This is a genomic window from Duganella sp. SG902 (assembly GCF_013376005.1).
In the GTDB taxonomy this organism is placed as follows: Bacteria; Pseudomonadota; Gammaproteobacteria; order Burkholderiales; family Burkholderiaceae_D; genus Rugamonas.
Genome location: NZ_JABMJK010000003.1, coordinates 593,397 through 610,502 on the forward strand (window position 1 = coordinate 593,397; position 17,106 = coordinate 610,502).

Annotated in this window: 21 protein-coding genes, 1 tRNA gene and 1 pseudogene; 19 read left to right on the forward strand and 4 right to left on the reverse strand. The window is 60.2% G+C overall.

The features are described from left to right. Positions 1-38 precede the first annotated feature (38 nt). The gene (gene gpmA / locus FHW83_RS09260; RefSeq protein ID WP_176646042.1) at positions 39-785 is read right to left on the reverse strand and encodes a 2,3-diphosphoglycerate-dependent phosphoglycerate mutase; all 747 of its coding nucleotides are present in this window, start codon (positions 783-785) and stop codon (positions 39-41) included. 100 nt (positions 786-885) lie between these two features. Here gpmA and FHW83_RS09265 point away from each other — a divergent pair, with 100 nt between their 5' ends. From FHW83_RS09265 to FHW83_RS09285, 5 genes are all read left to right on the forward strand, one after another. Beyond that, positions 886-1,287, forward strand: coding sequence for a rhodanese-like domain-containing protein (locus tag FHW83_RS09265; RefSeq protein WP_176646043.1), 402 nt, complete (start codon positions 886-888; stop codon positions 1,285-1,287). Between the two features lie 11 nt (positions 1,288-1,298). Next, on the forward strand, positions 1,299-1,559 hold the full coding sequence (gene grxC, locus FHW83_RS09270; RefSeq protein ID WP_155467890.1) for a glutaredoxin 3: 261 nt from the start codon (positions 1,299-1,301) through the stop codon (positions 1,557-1,559). Positions 1,560-1,721: 162 nt separating this feature from the next. After that, positions 1,722-2,195: a protein-export chaperone SecB gene (gene secB, locus FHW83_RS09275; RefSeq protein WP_176646044.1), complete on the forward strand. Its 474-nt coding sequence runs from the start codon at positions 1,722-1,724 to the stop codon at positions 2,193-2,195. Positions 2,196-2,263: 68 nt separating this feature from the next. Then, positions 2,264-2,707 (forward strand): SH3 domain-containing protein, encoded by a 444-nt coding sequence (locus FHW83_RS09280; RefSeq protein WP_176646045.1) that lies wholly within the window; start codon positions 2,264-2,266, stop codon positions 2,705-2,707. A gap of 40 nt (positions 2,708-2,747) precedes the next feature. Further along, positions 2,748-3,773, forward strand: coding sequence for an NAD(P)H-dependent glycerol-3-phosphate dehydrogenase (locus tag FHW83_RS09285; protein ID WP_176646046.1), 1,026 nt, complete (start codon positions 2,748-2,750; stop codon positions 3,771-3,773). An 88-nt stretch (positions 3,774-3,861) separates the two neighbouring features. On the opposite strand, the gene FHW83_RS09290 is transcribed toward FHW83_RS09285, so the two are convergent. Genes FHW83_RS09290 through mscL form a run of 3 tightly spaced genes read right to left on the reverse strand, consistent with a single transcriptional unit; the run spans position 3,862 to position 6,200 of the window. After that, a complete protein-coding gene (locus tag FHW83_RS09290; RefSeq protein ID WP_176646047.1) occupies positions 3,862-4,551 on the reverse strand; it encodes a DUF2461 domain-containing protein in 690 nt (229 codons plus the stop codon). 8 nt (positions 4,552-4,559) lie between these two features. Then, positions 4,560-5,726: a Do family serine endopeptidase gene (locus FHW83_RS09295; protein WP_176646048.1), complete on the reverse strand. Its 1,167-nt coding sequence runs from the start codon at positions 5,724-5,726 to the stop codon at positions 4,560-4,562. Between the two features lie 36 nt (positions 5,727-5,762). Then, positions 5,763-6,200, reverse strand: a complete 438-nt coding sequence (gene mscL, locus FHW83_RS09300; RefSeq protein WP_304506222.1) for a large conductance mechanosensitive channel protein MscL — start codon at positions 6,198-6,200, stop codon at positions 5,763-5,765. Between the two features lie 348 nt (positions 6,201-6,548). Here mscL and petA point away from each other — a divergent pair, with 348 nt between their 5' ends. The 14 genes and pseudogenes from petA to FHW83_RS09365 all read left to right on the forward strand — a co-directional run bounded on the left by petA (position 6,549) and on the right by FHW83_RS09365 (position 16,773). Next, complete coding sequence (petA, locus tag FHW83_RS09305) at positions 6,549-7,157, forward strand: ubiquinol-cytochrome c reductase iron-sulfur subunit (RefSeq protein WP_176646049.1); 609 nt, start codon at positions 6,549-6,551, stop codon at positions 7,155-7,157. A gap of 2 nt (positions 7,158-7,159) precedes the next feature. Next, positions 7,160-8,572 carry a cytochrome bc complex cytochrome b subunit gene (locus FHW83_RS09310; protein WP_176646050.1) on the forward strand — a complete coding sequence of 471 codons (1,413 nt, stop codon included), beginning with the start codon at positions 7,160-7,162 and terminating at the stop codon, positions 8,570-8,572. A gap of 26 nt (positions 8,573-8,598) precedes the next feature. After that, positions 8,599-9,363 (forward strand): cytochrome c1, encoded by a 765-nt coding sequence (locus FHW83_RS09315; protein ID WP_176646051.1) that lies wholly within the window; start codon positions 8,599-8,601, stop codon positions 9,361-9,363. A gap of 117 nt (positions 9,364-9,480) precedes the next feature. Further along, positions 9,481-10,092, forward strand: coding sequence for a glutathione S-transferase N-terminal domain-containing protein (locus tag FHW83_RS09320; protein WP_072788101.1), 612 nt, complete (start codon positions 9,481-9,483; stop codon positions 10,090-10,092). 77 nt (positions 10,093-10,169) lie between these two features. Then, complete coding sequence (locus FHW83_RS09325) at positions 10,170-10,652, forward strand: ClpXP protease specificity-enhancing factor (RefSeq protein ID WP_176646052.1); 483 nt, start codon at positions 10,170-10,172, stop codon at positions 10,650-10,652. A 26-nt stretch (positions 10,653-10,678) separates the two neighbouring features. Further along, a tRNA-Thr gene (locus FHW83_RS09330) sits at positions 10,679-10,754 on the forward strand. Positions 10,755-10,860: 106 nt separating this feature from the next. After that, positions 10,861-11,898: pseudogene (locus FHW83_RS30655) on the forward strand (tyrosine-type recombinase/integrase); the annotation flags it as partial. Positions 11,899-11,910: 12 nt separating this feature from the next. Continuing rightward, positions 11,911-12,507: an HAD family hydrolase gene (locus FHW83_RS30660; RefSeq protein WP_373997187.1), complete on the forward strand. Its 597-nt coding sequence runs from the start codon at positions 11,911-11,913 to the stop codon at positions 12,505-12,507. 331 nt (positions 12,508-12,838) lie between these two features. Then, positions 12,839-13,060 carry a DNA-binding protein gene (locus FHW83_RS09340; RefSeq protein ID WP_176646054.1) on the forward strand — a complete coding sequence of 74 codons (222 nt, stop codon included), beginning with the start codon at positions 12,839-12,841 and terminating at the stop codon, positions 13,058-13,060. Further along, positions 13,057-13,860: a helix-turn-helix domain-containing protein gene (locus FHW83_RS09345; RefSeq protein WP_176646055.1), complete on the forward strand. Its 804-nt coding sequence runs from the start codon at positions 13,057-13,059 to the stop codon at positions 13,858-13,860. The genes FHW83_RS09340 and FHW83_RS09345 overlap by 4 nt, the downstream gene beginning before the upstream one ends. Positions 13,861-13,865: 5 nt before the next feature. Beyond that, positions 13,866-14,603, forward strand: coding sequence for a P-type conjugative transfer protein TrbJ (trbJ, locus tag FHW83_RS09350; protein WP_176646056.1), 738 nt, complete (start codon positions 13,866-13,868; stop codon positions 14,601-14,603). Between the two features lie 24 nt (positions 14,604-14,627). After that, positions 14,628-14,840, forward strand: coding sequence for a hypothetical protein (locus tag FHW83_RS09355; RefSeq protein ID WP_176646057.1), 213 nt, complete (start codon positions 14,628-14,630; stop codon positions 14,838-14,840). Positions 14,841-14,860: 20 nt separating this feature from the next. After that, positions 14,861-16,450, forward strand: a complete 1,590-nt coding sequence (gene trbL / locus FHW83_RS09360) for a P-type conjugative transfer protein TrbL (RefSeq protein ID WP_176646058.1) — start codon at positions 14,861-14,863, stop codon at positions 16,448-16,450. Between the two features lie 29 nt (positions 16,451-16,479). Further along, positions 16,480-16,773 carry a hypothetical protein gene (locus FHW83_RS09365; RefSeq protein ID WP_176646059.1) on the forward strand — a complete coding sequence of 98 codons (294 nt, stop codon included), beginning with the start codon at positions 16,480-16,482 and terminating at the stop codon, positions 16,771-16,773. The last annotated feature ends 333 nt before the right edge of the window (positions 16,774-17,106 follow it).

Here is a 17,106-nt window from a genome sequence, read left to right on the forward strand (position 1 = left end):
GCAGCCAGGCGGCCGCATGGCGGTACGAAGAAGACAAATTACTTGGCCTTGCCCTGGTTGGCCACGGCCGCTTGCGCGGCGGCGATGGCGTCGGCGTCACCCAGGTAGTAGTGACGGATCGGCTTCAGGTCCGCGTCCAGCTCGTACACCAGCGGGGTGCCGTTAGGAATGTTCAGGCCGACGATGTCGCTGTCGCTGATGCCGTCCAGCATCTTTATCAGGGCGCGCAGGCTGTTGCCGTGGGCCGAGATGATGATTTTCTTGCCGGCCTTGATGGCGGGGGCGATTTCCTCGTCCCACACCGGCACCACGCGCGCCACGGTGTCCTTCAGGCATTCGGTCAGCGGGATTTGCTCCTTCGACAGGCCGGCGTAGCGCGGATCGTTGAACGAGGCGCGGTCGTCGGTCGGCTCCAGCGCCGGCGGCGGGGTGTCGTAGCTGCGGCGCCAAACGAGCACTTGCTCGTCGCCGTACTTGGCGGCGGTCTCGCCCTTGTCCAGGCCCTGCAGGGCGCCGTAGTGGCGCTCGTTCAGGCGCCAGTCGTTCTTGATCGGCAGGTACATCATGTCCATCTCGTCCAGCGCCAGCCACAGCGTGCGCACCGCGCGCTTCAGCACCGAGGTGTAGGCCAGGTCGAAGGTGTAGCCGCCATCCTTGAGCAGCTTGCCGGCCTGCTTGGCTTCATTGATGCCTTTTTCGGTCAGGTCGACGTCGGTCCAGCCGGTGAAGCGGTTCGACAGGTTCCAGGTGGATTCGCCATGGCGCATGAAAACGATTTTGTACATGTGGACTATCTTTTCAGGAAAAGTTGGAAAACCGGTGCTTTGAATGCTGTTACAGCTTCTATTTTATAATGGGCGCATTCAGTTCAACCATTGGAATCCTGTGAAATTCTTCATTGACAATATTTTTCTGATTGCCATCGTGCTGGTTTCCGGCGGCGCCCTGCTGTGGCCGTCCCTGACCGTGCGCGGCAAGCGCGGCAGCCCGCAAGACATCACCATGTTGATTAATCGCGGTAAAGCCACCATTGTGGATGTGCGCGATGCCAAGGACTACGCCGAGGGCCACTTGCCTGACGCCAAGAACATTCCGCTGGCCGAGCTCGACAAGCGCCTGCCGGAGCTGGACAAGTTCAAGAACCGCAGCCTGATCGTGGTCGGCAAGAGCGACGCGCGCGGCTCGGCCGCCGCGGCCAAGCTGGGCAAGGCCGGCTTCGGCGACGTGGTGAACCTGGAGGGTGGCATTGCCGCATGGCAAAAAGCCGGCCTGCCGCTGGCCAAATAAAGGAGGTCAAAATGACTGCCGAAGTGATCATGTACACCACCGCCGTGTGCCCCTACTGCATCCGCGCCGAGCGCCTGCTGGAATCCAAGGGCGTCACCGGCCTGAAGAAGATCCGCGTCGATCTGGATCCGGAGCAGCGCATCACGATGATGCAAAAGACCGGCCGCCGCACCGTGCCGCAAATCTACATCGGCGACACCCACGTGGGCGGTTTCGACGATTTGTATGCGCTGGATCAAGCTGGCGGCCTGTCCCCCTTGTTAAATGGCTAATGGCCCCCAAATACAACGTGCGGCGGGTGGAAAGCGTTTAAAACCATAATGGTTTTGATACAATTGCCTTCGCGTTTGATTTGAGCTGTCTTCTAGCCATACCAAGCAAACATCATCCCGGGCGGCCGGTGCTGCCCGTTTTCACTATAACGAAAGCGTTCCATGTCTGAAGAAAATCTGCAACCAGTATTCCAAATCCAACGCGTCTACCTGAAAGACCTGTCGCTGGAACAACCCAACTCGCCGGCGATCTTCCTGGAACAGGAAGCACCGACCATCGAAGTGGCCCTGGACGTCGGCGCCGAGCCGCTGGCCGACGGCATCTTCGAATCGACCGTCACCATCACCGTGACCGCCAAAGTCAAAGACAAAGTCGCTTTCCTGGTGGAAGGCAAGCAGGCCGGCATCTTCGAGGCGCGCAACATTCCAGCCGAACAGCTGGATCCGCTGCTGGGCATCGGCTGCCCGAACATCGTTTACCCATACCTGCGTTCGAACATCGCCGACGTGATCACCCGTGCCGGTTTCCCGCCAGTGCACCTGGCCGAGATCAACTTCGAAGTGTTCTACCAGCAGCGTCAACAAGCGATCGCTGAAGCGGCAGCCGCCGCCCCGGCCGCTGACGCGACCCACTAAGCAAGATCAGCACTATCGCCGCCGCCGGGCGCTCGTCCGGCGGCAGTTTCCCCGTTTCAAGGTACACCATGACATTTCCCCGTTTGATCGCTGCGCTGACCATGACGCTGGCCGCCGCCGGCAGCCAGGCATACGACTTCAAAACGGTAGGCGCCAATCCCGTCATCCTGTATGACGCGCCATCGACCAAGGGCGGCAAGCTGTTCGTGGTGCCGCGCGGCGCCCCGCTGGAAGTGGTGCTGGCCTACGGCGAATGGCTGAAGGTGCGCGACGTCAACGGCGAGCTGGCCTGGACCGAGGCCAAGGGCCTGAGCGCCAAGCGCAACGTCATCGTCAAGACCCCCAACCTGAAAGTGCGCGCCACCCCGGACGACGCGGCCGCGGCCGTGTTCAGCGCCGACAAGGGCGTGCTGCTGGAGCTGACCGAGACGGCGGCCGGCGGCTGGATCAAGGTGCGCCACCGCGACGGCCTGATCGGTTACGTCAAGAATTCGGAAGTCTGGGGCATATAATTGCCGTAGCGGCGCCCTCCCACGCGCCGGATGAGATCCCATGCAAGATAAGACTAGCAAACATGCGGGCGCCGCCCGCAAGGTGAGCGTGCTCGGCGCTGGCGCCTGGGGCACGGCCGTGGCCATGGCATTGGCCCGGCGTCACGACGTGCTGCTGTGGGGGCGCAACGCCGCCGCCCTGCGGGCGATGGCGGTGGCGCGCGAAAACAGCTATTTGCCTGGTTACCCCTTCCCCGATCGCTTGCAGGTCGCCAGCGACTTCGAGGCGGCGCTGGCCCACGTGGCCGCGCCCGGCAGCCTGCTGATCGCGGCCTGCCCGGTGGCCGGTTTGCGTCCGCTGCTGCAGGCGCTCAAGGGGCGCGCCATCCCCAACCTGGTCTGGCTGTGCAAGGGCTTCGAATACGACACCGGGCTGCTGCCGCACCAGATCGTGCGCGAAGTGCTGGGTGACGCCGTGCCCGGCGGCGCGCTGTCCGGTCCCTCGTTCGCGCAGGAAGTGGCCAAGGGCCTGCCGTGCGCGCTGACGATCGCCTCCGCCTCGGCTGAACTGCGCGCCTGCGTGGTCGAGACCGCGCATGGCGGCAACATGCGCGTGTACTCGAGCGAAGACCTGGTGGGCGTGGAAGTGGGCGGCGCGGTGAAAAACATCCTGGCGATCGCCACCGGCGCGGCCGATGGCCTGGGCCTGGGCCTGAACGCGCGCGCGGCGCTGATCACGCGCGGGCTGGCGGAAATCACCCGCCTGGGCGTGGCTTTGGGCGGCCAGACCGAAACCTTCATGGGCCTGACCGGCATGGGCGACCTGATCCTAACCTGCACCGGCGACCTCTCGCGCAACCGCCGGGTCGGTCTGGGGCTGGCGCAGGGCAAGGCGCTGGAGGTGATCGTGCAGGAGCTGGGTCATGTGGCGGAGGGCGTGCCGTGCGCCAAGGCCGTGCGCGAGCTGGCGGCGCGGCTGGGCGTCGAGATGCCGATCACCAACGCCGTGGCCGGCGTGCTGTTCGACGGCGACCAGCCGCAAGCGATGGTCGCCCGCCTGCTCTCGCGCGACCCCCGCGACGAATAAACTTCGGGGTCAGGTCCTCCATTTCTACACGGCCTCAACAGCTTTGCTGTTGAGGCCGTGTAGAAATGGAGGACCTGACCCCGGAGTTTTACTCTTCGACCGGCTCGTCCTTTGCCTCGCGCATCCACTGCACCAGCGGATAAGCGTCCTTCAGGCCTGCCGCCAAGATCGGCACCAGCTTTTCCGGCTGGTTCAGAGGCAGGTCGATCTCGGTCCACACGAAGAAGCTCTTCAGCTTGATGTACTCGATGTGCTCGTGCTCGGGGTCGAAGCCTTTCGGCGGCCGCTGCAGCTTGCCCTCGTTCTGGATGTCGCCATAGGTGGCCACCAGCTTCTTGTTCTTCAGCACCTTGCGGAAGCCGGCCGCGTCGTCGACCATGTGCTGGCGCAGCGCCTTCAGGCGGTGCGGCGGCGGCATGTATTCGCCAGCGCCGAACAGCAGCTTGCCGTTGCCGTCGATCTGCATGTAGTAGGTCGGCCCGCCGGCCTTGCTCGGGCGCCGCATGTCGTTCGGCGCCACCGCCGCCGAGAAGCGCGTCTTGTACGGGCTCTTGTCATGCGCGAAGCGCACGTCGCGGTTGATGCGGAACATGGCTTTCTTCGGATTGCTGAACTTGACCTGCGCGTCGAACTTGCCCAGCTCCGCGATCATTTCCGTCACCACCTGCAGGAATTCCTCGCGCAGGATGTCGTAACGCGGTTTGTTCATGATGAACCACGGGCGGTTGTTGTTGTCCGCCAGTTCTCGCAGGTATTGGGTCAGGTCGCGCAGGTGCATGGGGTTCCTTATTTGGCGTTGGACGGCCGCTTGCCAACGGTGACGTCCAGCGTGGTCTCGCGGTTTTTCCGCAGGACCGACATTTTAGCTTTTTCGCCGGGAACCAGCTGGGCGATGAGGTTGAGCATGCTGTTGGTGTCGGCCACCGGCTTGCCGTCCACCGACAGCAGGATGTCGCCCGGCTTGATGCCGCCCTTGTCGGCCGGGCCGTTGCGCACCACGCCGGCGATGATGGCGCCGCTCTGGCGCTGCAGCCCGAAGCTGGCCGCCAGCTCGGGCGTGATTTCCTGGCTTTCCACGCCGATCCAGCCGCGCACCACATGGCCGGATTTGATGATGGCCTCCATCACCGACTTGGCGGTCGAGACCGGAATCGCGAAGCCGATCCCGACCGAGCCCCCGGTCTGCGAGTAGATCGCCGAGTTGATGCCCAGCAGGTTGCCGCTGGCGTCCACCAGCGCCCCGCCCGAGTTGCCGAAGTTGATCGCCGCGTCGGTCTGGATGAAGTTCTCGAAGTGGTTGATGTGCAGGTTGTTGCGTCCCAGCGCGGAGATGATGCCCATGGTCACGGTCTGGCCGACACCAAACGGGTTGCCGATGGCCAGCACCACGTCGCCCACCTGCGCCTGCTCGGCCTGGCCCAGCACGATCACCGGCAGCTTGTCGAGGTTGATCTTGATGACGGCCAGGTCGGTCTCCGGGTCGGTGCCGACCAGCTTGGCGGCGGCCTTGCGGCCATCGGTCAGCACCACCTCGATTTCATCGGCCGCCTCCACCACGTGGTTGTTGGTCAGGATGTAGCCCTGGGCCGAGACGATCACCCCCGAGCCGAGGCTGGACTCATCGTCGCCGTCCTCGTCGCGATCGCGGTCGCCAAAGAATTTTTTAAAGAAGGGATCGCGCAGCAGCGGATGCTTGCCGCGCTTGGGCTTCTTGCTGGTGATGATGTTGACCACCGCCGGCATGGCGCGCGCCGCCGCCGCCCGGTAGGAGCCGCCGGCCGAGGCCGGCGGCTTGGACGGTCCCGCCTCCAGCATGGCGGCCGGATGCTCGACGCTGCCCATTTGCTGCACGCGCACCGGCGCCGGGCGCTCGCGGCCCACCGCCATGTAGACAAAATACAGTGCCAATACGACGGTCACCGTTTGCGCAAACAATAACCACAGTCGTCGCATCGCAGTCCAGCCTGCCGCCCTCGCGGCGGCCTAGAATTATTTTTTGAGGGAATCGCGGATTTCGCGCAGCAGCACGATATCTTCCGGGGTCGGCGGCGGCGGTTCCGCCGCAGCGGCCGCCGCCTGCTCCTTGTGGCCCAGGTTGCGCGCCTTGTTCATCAGCCGCACCATCTGGAAGATCACAAACGCCAGAATGATAAAGTTCAGCAGGATGGTAGCAAAATTCCCGTAGGCGAACACCGCGCCCAGCTTCTTCGCTTCCGCCAGGCTCAGGTTGGCGGCCTGGCCGTTGAGCGGGATGTAGTAGTTGGCGAAGTCCAGCCCGCCGAACAGCTTGCCGATCGGCGGCATGATGATGTCGGCCACCAGCGAGTCGACGATCTTGCCGAAGGCGCCGCCGATGATCACGCCGACCGCCAGGTCGACCACATTGCCCTTCATCGCGAATTCTTTGAATTCCTGCATCATTGCCATATTTTTATCCTCGCTGTGTGGTCAATTGTGAACAAAACTGCGCTTGGATCATACTATTTTTTCAATTGGATTCCAAACACGCTTGTCGTTTACGCATTTGCAAGCCGAATTACGCTATAAATTGACCTACATCAATTTCTGCTCACAGCCCTCCCCCCTATCATCGCAACGGGGCGGTGTCATGCCGGCTGATTTCTTGGGGATCGAGCAACGTTGGTGTTTTTAATTGCATCGTGCATACCTTATAATGTAAGGTTGCTGGATTTCGTGCTTTATCCAAGTTGTCAGCTTTCAGGTTTGTACACAGTTCTCAAGATTTTGTTCGCACTTTGACTGATTGGGGTTTGTATGAGTAACGAAAAGCAGGTCGATTCAGGCCGTCGCGGATTGCTGGTCGCGACGGGCGCCGCCGGCGGGGTCGTAGGTCTGTCCACCGCGGGCGCATTAGTAAGCACCTTCCAGCCGTCCGAGCGCGCGAAAGCGGCCGGCGCGCCGGTCGAAGTGGATATCTCCACGCTCAACCCCGGTGAGATGAAAACCGTGGAATGGCGCGGCAAGCCGGTCTGGATCCTCAAGCGCACGCCCGAAATGGTGGCCTCGCTGAAAAAAACCGACGGCAAGGTGGCCGACGCCGAATCCAAGCGCAACCCCGAAGAATTCACCCCCGAATACGCCCGCAACGAATGGCGCTCGCGCAAGCCGGAAATCCTGGTCGCGGTCGGCATCTGTACCCACCTGGGCTGTTCGCCTTCCTCGAAATTCACCCCCGGCCCGCAGCCCTCGCTGCCGGACGACTGGGAGGGCGGCTTCCTGTGCCCTTGCCACGGCTCGACCTTCGACATGGCCGGCCGCGTGTTCAAGAACAAGCCGGCGCCGGACAACCTGCAGGTTCCGCGCTATATGTACCTGAGCGACACCAAGCTGGTCATTGGTAAAGACGAGAAAGGCGAGGCATAACCATGGGGGCATTCAAGGAGACCAAATTCCCGGCCGACGCACCGGCCGCACAAAAAGCACTGGGCTGGGTCGACGACCGCTTCCCGCTCTCGAAGCTGTGGAATGATCAATGGGGCAAGTACTACGCCCCGAAAAACTTCAATTTCTGGTACATCTTCGGCTCGCTGGCCATGCTGGTGCTGGTGCTGCAGATCGTCACCGGCATCTTCCTGACCATGCACTACAAGCCGGACGCCAACCTGGCCTTCGGCTCGGTGGAATACATCATGCGCGAGGTGCCGTGGGGCTGGCTGGTGCGCTACATGCACTCGACCGGCGCCTCGGCCTTCTTCATCATCGTCTACCTGCACATGACGCGCGGCCTGCTGTACGGCTCCTACCGCAAACCGCGCGAGCTGATCTGGCTGTTCGGCTTCGCCATCTTCCTGTGCCTGATGGCCGAGGCCTTCTTCGGCTACCTGCTGCCATGGGGCCAGATGTCGTACTGGGGCGCGCAGGTGATCGTCAACCTGTTCGGCGCCATCCCGCTGATCGGTCCCGACCTGTCGCTGTGGATCCGCGGCGACTACGTGGTGTCGGACGCCACCCTGAACCGCTTCTTCGCCTTCCACGTGATCGCCATCCCGCTGGTGCTGCTGGGCCTGGTGGCGGCGCACCTGATCGCGCTGCACGAGGTCGGCTCGAGCAACCCGGACGGCATCGAGGTGAAGGAGAACCTGGGCCCGGACGGCCACCCGGTCGACTCCATCCCGTCGCACCCGTACTACACGGTGCACGACCTGTTCGGCGTGTCGGTGTTCCTGACCATCTTCAGCGCGGTGGTGTTCTTCGCGCCGGAAATGGGCGGCTACTTCCTGGAGTACAACAACTTCCTGCCGGGCGATTCGCTGAAAACCCCGCTGCACATCGCGCCGACCTGGTACTTCACCGCCTTCTACTCGGTGCTGCGCGCCACCACCGCCGACTTCATGTGGGTGCTGATGTTCTTCGTGGCCGCCTACGTGGTGTTCATCTGGCTCAAGTCGCGCCTGTCGACGCTGACCAAGACCATCATCGCCGTGGTGGCGCTGGTGGCCATCATCGGCATGCTGCCGCAGATCCTGGACGCGAAATTCTGGGGCGTGGTGTTCTTCGGCTCCTCGGTGGTGATCCTGGCCTTCCTGCCATGGCTGGACAAATCGCCGGTGAAATCGATCCGCTACCGCCCGGACTGGCACAAATACGTGTACGCCGTGTTCTTCATCTCGTTCCTGACGCTGGGCTACCTCGGCACCCTGGCGCCGACCGAGGGCCGCACCATCGTCTCGCAAGTGTGCACCCTGCTGTACTTTAGCTTCTTCCTGTTCATGCCATGGTGGAGCGCCATGGGCACGTTCAAGAAGGCTCCGGACCGCGTGGTCTACCACGGCCACTGATCGCTAAAGTGTATAAAGGACAACAGATGAAATACGCGAAACGCATACTTGCTACGATGGCATTGTTGCCGGGCCTGGCCTTCGCCAACGAGGGCGGATTTGCGCTGGAAAAGGCGCCGGACCGCTCAAATAACCTGGCCGCGCTGCAGAATGGCGCCAAACTGTTCGTAAATTACTGCCTGAACTGTCATAATGCGTCCTCCATGCGCTACAACCGCCTGAAAGATCTGGGCCTGAGCGAGGAGCAGATCAAGGCCAACCTGCTGTTCACCGGGGAAAAGGTGGGGGAAATGATGACCACCACCATGAACCCGAAGGACGCCAAGGCCTGGTTTGGCGTGGTGCCGCCCGATTTATCGGTGATCCAGCGCGCGAAAGCGTCCGGAGCCGGCACCGGCAGTGATTATTTGTACACCTACCTGCGGACCTTCTACAAGGACGACACCCGGCCCACCGGCTGGAACAACATGGTGGTCAACAACGTGGCCATGCCGCACGTGCTGTGGGAACTGCAGGGTGTACAAAAAGTCAAGATGGAGGAAGTGGCCGATCCGCACGAGCACGGCAAGACCATCCACCAGTTCGCCGGGTTCGAGCAAGTCGCGCCCGGCAAGCTGAACAAGCTGGAGTTCGACACCGCCGTGGCCGACCTGGTGGGCTACATGGAGTGGATGGCGGAGCCTGCCGCGCAGACCCGCAAGAAACTGGGCGTCGTGGTCGTGTTGTTCATGACCTTGTTCGCCCTGCTGGCATGGCGCCTGAACGCGTCGTTCTGGAAAGAAGTTAAATAGTCGAGAGCGCCGGCCTGGCCGGCGCTTGTTTTGCGATGCCCGCGCTTGGCGGGCGATCGATCCGGGTGAGCCGTTCGCGGTCTCGCCCTGTTTGTCCTTCTAAGGAACTAGAAAAAAATGATGGTTCTCTACTCGGGTACGACCTGCCCATTTTCGCAACGCTGCCGCCTGGTCCTGTTTGAAAAAGGCATGGACTTTGAAGTGCGCGATGTCGACTTGTTCAACAAGCCGGAAGACATCTCGACCATGAATCCCTATGGTCAGGTGCCGATCCTGGTGGAACGCGAATTGATCTTGTACGAATCGAACATCATCAACGAATACATCGACGAGCGTTTCCCGCATCCGCAGCTGATGCCGGCCGACCCGCTGATGCGCGCGCGCGCGCGCCTGATGCTGTTCAACTTTGAAAAAGAATTGTTCGTGCACGTGCACACGCTGGAAAGCGAACGCGCCAAGGGCAACGACAAGAGCCACGACAAGGCGCGCGCCGAGATCCGCGACCGCCTGACCACGCTGGCGCCGCTGTTCCTGAAGAACAAATACATGCTGGGCGACGAGTTCTCCATGCTGGACGTGGCCGTGGCCCCGCTGCTGTGGCGCCTCGACCACTACGGCATCGAACTGTCGAAGACCGCCGCGCCGCTGATGAAGTACGCCGAGCGCATCTTCTCGCGTCCGGCCTACATCGAAGCGCTGACGCCGTCGGAAAAGGTGATGCGCCGTTAATGGTTCATTGAAGCATTACGGCGCGCCGCCGGCCCCGGCCGGCGGCGCGCCGTGTTTTACTGCAGTCTGGAAGACCCATGTCTGAAATCTCAACCAAGCCCTACCTGCTGCGCGCCATCTACGAGTGGTGCACGGACAGCGGCTACACCCCCTACCTCGCCGTCAAGGTCGACGCCGCCACGACGGTGCCGATGGAATACGTGAAAAAGGGCGAAATCGTGCTCAACATCAGCTTCGGCGCCACCTCGGGGCTGAAGATGGACAACGACAGCATCCGCTTCCACGCGCGCTTCGGCGGCGTCTCGCGTGAAATCTTCATCCCGGTCAACAACGTGATGGCCATCTACGCCAACGAAAACGGCCAGGGCATGGCGTTCGAGCCGCAACTGGGCCAGCCATCCGCGCCGGCGCCGGAACCGGAGGAAGCGCCGGCCGCGCCCGTGTTGTCGGCCGTGCCGCCGGCGCCGGGAGAGGCCAAAACCGAGGCGCCCACCCCGCCCGGCGACGACACCGATCCGCCCAAAAAGGGCGGCCGTCCGACCCTGACGCGTATTAAATAGCGTATAATTCGCCCCGTAAAAGTCACGCCGGCTTAGCTCATTTGGTAGAGCAGTTGATTTGTAATCATCAGGTGGCCAGTTCGAAACCGGCAGCCGGCACCAGAAATTAGCTTTGAATTCAACGGCTTACGTGTCTTTCACGTAAGCCGTTTGTCTTTGTGTCCGTCAAAAAGTACACTTTCAGTACAGTAAGGATACACAGAGGCTCATGGCAACCATCGTTCAAACCCCATCCGGCACCTATAAAGCGCTCGTGCGCATGAAGGGTTGGCCCACCACTTCCAAGACCTTCCGCCTTAAACGTGACGCCGTCGATTGGGCGCGCCGAACCGAGGACGAGATGGTCCGAGGTGTGTACATTTCGCGCAGTGGATCGGAAAGGCTGACTATCCAGGAGGCTCTGCAGCGCTACCTCAACGAAGTTACGCCAACCAAGAAGCCGACCACCCAGCGCAGCGAATCGATCACCGCCCAGCACCTTACCGGGTTCTTGGGCAAATACTCGATGGCCGCCGTGAGCAGCGAGCTGGTCGCATCCTACCGCGACCATCGCCTGACAGCCGGCAAAGCGAATAACACAGTTCGCATAGAGCTGGCGTTGTTGAGCAACCTCTTCACCGTCGCCATGCAGGAATGGGGCCTCGGCATTACTCACAACCCCGTCGCTACCATCCGCAAGCCGAGCCCAGGCAAAGGCCGAGATCGCCGGCTGACCGGAGACGAGGAGCAGCGCCTTTTGGACGCGGTAGAGGCCCACAGCAATCCAATGCTGGCATGGGTTGTGACTCTGGCCATCGAAACCGGCATGCGGCAATCCGAGATCGTGAATCTGCGACTCCCGCACGTCGATCTGCAAAGCCGGGTCGTCCGGCTATCTGACACGAAAAACAATTCTTCACGTACAGTTCCTTTGACTGCGGCCGCGACCGCCGCCCTGAAGAACGCAATCAATAATCCGATCCGCCCGAAGGAAACCGACCTGATATTCTTTGGAGAGCCAGGGCGTGATGGCATCCGGCGGCCGTACCAGTTCGCCAAAATCTGGGGCAGCATTAAACAGGCCATCGGGGCCAACGACTTACATTTCCATGATCTACGCCACGAGGCCGTCAGCCGCCTTGTTGAGGGCGGCCTCAGCGATCAGGAAGTCGCCTCGATCAGCGGCCATAAGTCCATGCAAATGCTCCGCAGGTACACGCACTTACGTGCAGAGGACCTAGTGACAAAACTGGATGGCTTGACGAAAATCCGTGCCGTGGTGCTCGACGTATACGGCACCATTGCCGCCATCAACAACAAACGCAGTCCCTTCGCCCGATTGCTGCAGATAGGCGCGTCACAAGGCCGCACAAGGACGAAAGAAGACTCCAGGGCACTTATGACCAACCCGTGGGATCTACACGAGGCAGCGCAGTTCTTCGGCATCGAATTGACAGGTGCGGAGCTTGACGAGCTGGAACAGGATCTGGAGACAGAACTAGATTCGATCACGTTGTATGCCGACGTGGTCCCCACCATTCGGGCATTACAACGCCGAGGCATCAAAGTCGCTCTCTGCTCGAACTTAGCCAAGCCATATGCAGCACCAATTACTCGTCTCCTGCCGATGCCATTGGACGCATATGCCTGGAGCTTCGAACATCAAGCAATCAAGCCAGATCGCAACTTCTACGAGCGTGTGTGTGAAAAGCTTATGTGCTCCCCCAACCAAGTTCTGATGATTGGCGATACCCCCATCGCAGACGTAAGCGGGCCACGCGAAGTTGGGATGCAATCGTTATTGCTAGATAGAAAAGCACTTACTGATTCAAAAGATAAAATTCACTCGCTAACCGGCTTATTAGATGCACTTTAAAAAAAGCAACCTCCATACTGCATCCATATTGCATCCATTCGGCATCTTCACCACAAATTAAAATATTTTTCCCAAGAGACTCAATGCTAATTTCGCTTAATTAACAATAATTGATGCTATATTTTAATTTTTACAAAACAAAACATAAGAATCTGATTTATAAAGATTTTCAATTCCCGAAATAGCATTTTCGGTAGCCCGAAACTATATTTTTCGGGAACCAGCAATTTTCCCAAGTTGCTTAAAATTACGCCTATTTTGTGAAATATAGCTTCGTTGACGGATAAATTCTGTAACTTTATCTTAGCTCCATTAATCACCGGAGCTAAATATGACTACTGAAGAAACTCTGATTCAACGATACGGCGTATTACTCTCTCTTCGCGACTGCGCTGAGCTGTTCTGCCGCAGCGCTGAAGGACTGCGCGTTACCCTCGCCGGCAATAACGAGTTTGCAAACCGTCTTCGTCCCGCCAAGGTCAAGATCGGCCGCCGCATCTTGTTCAAAGCCAGCGTCATCAGCCAAATCTTGGATGACGCTCAAGGGAAATGAGCATTCGCGCCATGAACTGGGCCTGGGCACAAGAACTATCACCGACGCCGAAGCTGATCTTGATGGCATTGGCGGACGCTGCCAACGACAAGGACGAATGCTGGCCGGGAATTCCGTTCATCGCCAGGAAATGCTGCGTTTCTGAGCGCACAGTTCAGCGCGTGATTCAAGACTTCGACGCGACCAAACTGATGTCCATTGAACCTCAGTTCGATCCTCGGAACGGCCGGCGCACATCGAACAAATACCGTCTGAATATCGCCCCACAGCCCTACCCCGACAATTTGTCACCGGCACGCCAATCGAAAGAAGTAGCGGGTGACAATTTGTCAGGGTCGATGGTGTCAGGTCCTGTCACCTACGTCGGTGACATAGCTGCGTCACCACTAGAACCACAACATGAATCTGAACAACAACCACTACACATTCCAAGCGCTCTATCCAAGCTAGAGCGGCAAGGGATTTCCTCTCTAGCTCGTGCAATCCCCCACCAGGACGCACAGGCCTTGTTAGACGAGTTAGCCGATGCTCTGGAGACTGCAACCATCAAAACGAACGCTATGCGTTGGTTCCGCGGCCTGGTCACGCGGTATCGCAAGGGCGAATTCATCGCGGTTGGTGGAATAAGGGTCGCTGCGCGACGGGCACGCCAAGAGGAATCCGCCGCCGCTGTAAAGGAAGTCAGCTCAAGGCCTACAGACCAAGCTGCAGCAAAACAGGCGCTGGCCCATATCAAAGGAATGGTTGGCGGTAGTCGTCCGGCTGCGCGCCCACAGTCTCACAACCAAAGTAAAGAGTGAAGCCCATGAATAAGAAAATATTTCTCCTACACTTAACGCTTGTCGCTTCCTCGATTGCCAACGCCGGCAGCGTCGCAGGCTTTGGCGGCGCTACCGAAGTCACGCAAATCCTCAACAACGTCGAGCTGGTGAATCAATCGGCTCAGATGTACCAGCAGGTCCAAAACACGATCACGGCTGTTCAGCACTCCCAACAGCAGCTGAAAAACCTGCTCGCCTTGCCAACACAAACCTGGGGCCAGGCGCAGCAGGAGCTGTCCGCGCTGGCCGACCTGGTGAACAAGACCGCCGCGCTGTCCTACGCCGGCGGGAACATCGACCAGCTGTTCAAGCAGCGTTTTCCCGGTTACGCCCGCTCGGCCGGCAGTACCAATTTCGGCGGCCAGTTCCAGAACCTGGTGCAGACCCAGCTGGACGGCCTGAATTCGGCCCTGCAGGCCGCCGGCTTGCAATCGTCGCAGTTTGCCAACGAACGCGCCGCCCTGCAGCAGATTCAAAGCATGTCGGCCAGCTCGCAAGGCTCCCTGCAGGCGCTGCAGGCCGGGAACATGGTGGCCTCGGCCACGGTGGACCAGCTGCAGAAACTGCGCCAGCTCTACATGGCGCAGATACAGGCGCAAAACTCATTCATGGCCGGCCAGGCGCAGCAACAGGCTGACCAGATGGACGCCGCCCAAACCTTTATGAAACAAGGATCGGGCACCGTCCGAGCACCCGGTTCCAGCAATTTCAAATCGTTCTAACTACTCGTTTTCAAGGACCAGATCATGACCTTCAATCAGAAAAAATTCCTCTCCCTCGGCCTGGCTATCGCCATCGTGTCGCTGGCATCGATGTTGACCGGCTGCGGCAAGTCGGACGCCGAAAAGGTGGCCGAACAGCAGGCCGCCACGAACAAGGCCACGCACGAAATGATGAAGCAGGGCGACAGTCAGAAGACCGTCCGCAAGCCTGGCACGAGCGGCTTTAAGTCGTTCTAATCTAGATCGAGGGACAGACCATGACCAGTAACCACAAAGGCCGCCTGCTGCTAATGGCGGGCCTGTTGCTCCTGACGTCGCCGGCGTTTGCCGACACGCCGGCAGCCGGCTATGACCTCGGCACGATCATGAACAAGTACCGCGATGCCGCTACGGTGTTCGGTGCGAACATCACTACGATAGCCCTGGGGCTGTGCTACAAGCTCTTTGCCATTGATCTGGCGTGGACCATCATCGGCCGCTTGCTCAAGGGCGCAGACTCCGTTGAAATCCTGACGGTCGTCGTAATGCGCTCGATGTGGATGGGCCTGATTCTGTGGGTGATGAACAATCCCAGCGTCCCGCTCGCAGTGGTCACCAGCTTTATCCAGATCGGCAAGGATGGCGCGCATACGTCCGCAATCAGCCCCGGCGAGGTCTTTTGGCAGGGCATCGACCTCGTGAACTTGATGATGTCAAAGCTGGCCGACAATTCCACCATCGCTGGCATACCTGTGCCGGCCGGCGTGGCGGCCATGACGAACCCGTTTGCGGCCTTCCTGGTGGGCGGCGCGCTCATCATCATCATTGTGTGTTTCGGGATGCTGGCCGCACAGTTCGCAGTCGCCTGGATTCAGCTGTGGTTCTACCTGGCCGTGTACCCGATTGCCCTGGCCTTCGGCGTGATGAAGTGGACCAAGGACATCGCCATGAAGATCATCACAACGCCCCTGGTCTATGGCATCCGCTTCCTCGCCATCTACTTCGTTATAGCGGTGGGGACCGGCCTGGCCGCTGATTTCGGCACGGAGATTGCCAAGCTCTCGCTGACCGATTTGACGCCGATCTGGACCGTCCTGGCTGGCTCGGTGATGCTGCTGGTCCTGGCTATGAAGGTTCCTACCCTGGCGTCCGATCTTCTCGGCGGAACCGCCTCGATGTCGGCGGCCGATGGTGTCGGCGCGGTGGTGGCCGGCGGTGGTGCCATCGCTGCAGCTGCAGGCGGCATCTACGCTGCCGGCGGCAAGGCAACCAACAGCGTCAGCACAGCCGTCCAGGCGGGCTTTGGCGCCATCAGCTCCGCTACTGGCATCGGCCAGGCTGCGAACCACGCCGCCAGCGCGGCGGCTGGCGGGATTCCTGGCATGGGTGGTGCCTCGTCGCCGTCCGTCAGTCTGGCCGGCGCGGTGAATCCTGGCGCAGCGCCGTCCGCACCATCCGCACCAGCTGCGCCTGCAGCACCGCAGACCAGCGCGGCATCGGGCACGGCGCAACCGGCCGCCCCGGCTGCAGCGTCGAGGGCAACCGCACCAGTTGCGCCTGCTGATAGTCCTGCCGCTTCTTCTTCGGCCGCGCCGACTGCAGCTGCGCCACAGGGCGAGCGGGCCACGCCGCCAGCTCCTGCGGTGCCGGCCGAACCAGCTGCGCCGGCCGCCGCCGCGCCAGGCCAAGATGCAACGGCCGCGCCGTCGATCAATGCGCCGGACCAGGCAACGCCCACGCCGGTTTATCAACCGCCTGCCCCAAGCGCGATGAGTAGGAGCGTTGACGGAGTGCAGACGGTGCTGGACGAGATGCAAAAGACGAACGGCGGCGGCTCTGGCATTCAGACGCACCACGGCGACGAATGAAAAGGGTAACTTGAACAAAGGAGAGCAATTTGAAAAAAGTCAAAAGAATAGATGGCTTTAACGTCGATGTGTTTGAGTCAGTCAGGGCCGGCAAGGTCTGGTTTGCCGTGCGGCTCACCGACTATCCTAGTGCCAAGGCCGAGGCCAACTCTCTGCCCGACGCACTAGAGAAATTACGCCTGGCTTGGGATGACGTAAAACGCATCTATCTGGATCAAGGACTCAAGCCCCCCAAGCCCCCGCGTAGCCGCGGGAACTACCACGCTCTAAGGACACTTCGCTGGCTGGCGTCACGTCCGCCGCTATCGCCCGAAGTCCTTTAAATCATGGCGTGTACACGCTCTGATTGTCGGACTATGTCCGAGACGCAGGCGCGGGCCAGCGAATGTAAGTTTTTTGTTGAGATTTTGTAGACCGATGTAAGTTTTTTGTGGAGCGGCTGTAAGTTTTTTGTAGAGCCGCTGTAGGTTTTTTGTTGGTTTGATGCATCCGAAGTGCATCCACCTTCCTACGGATGATCAGCGGCTCTGTGCCAAAGGCAGTCGATGTCTCGCGAAAATGTGTAATGACCCAGTGAATTCCTGCTCAGGTGATAATACTGAAAGGACATCACGTGAGCATGGTTATGGAAGAGGAAGTTAAACGTTGGACTGCAA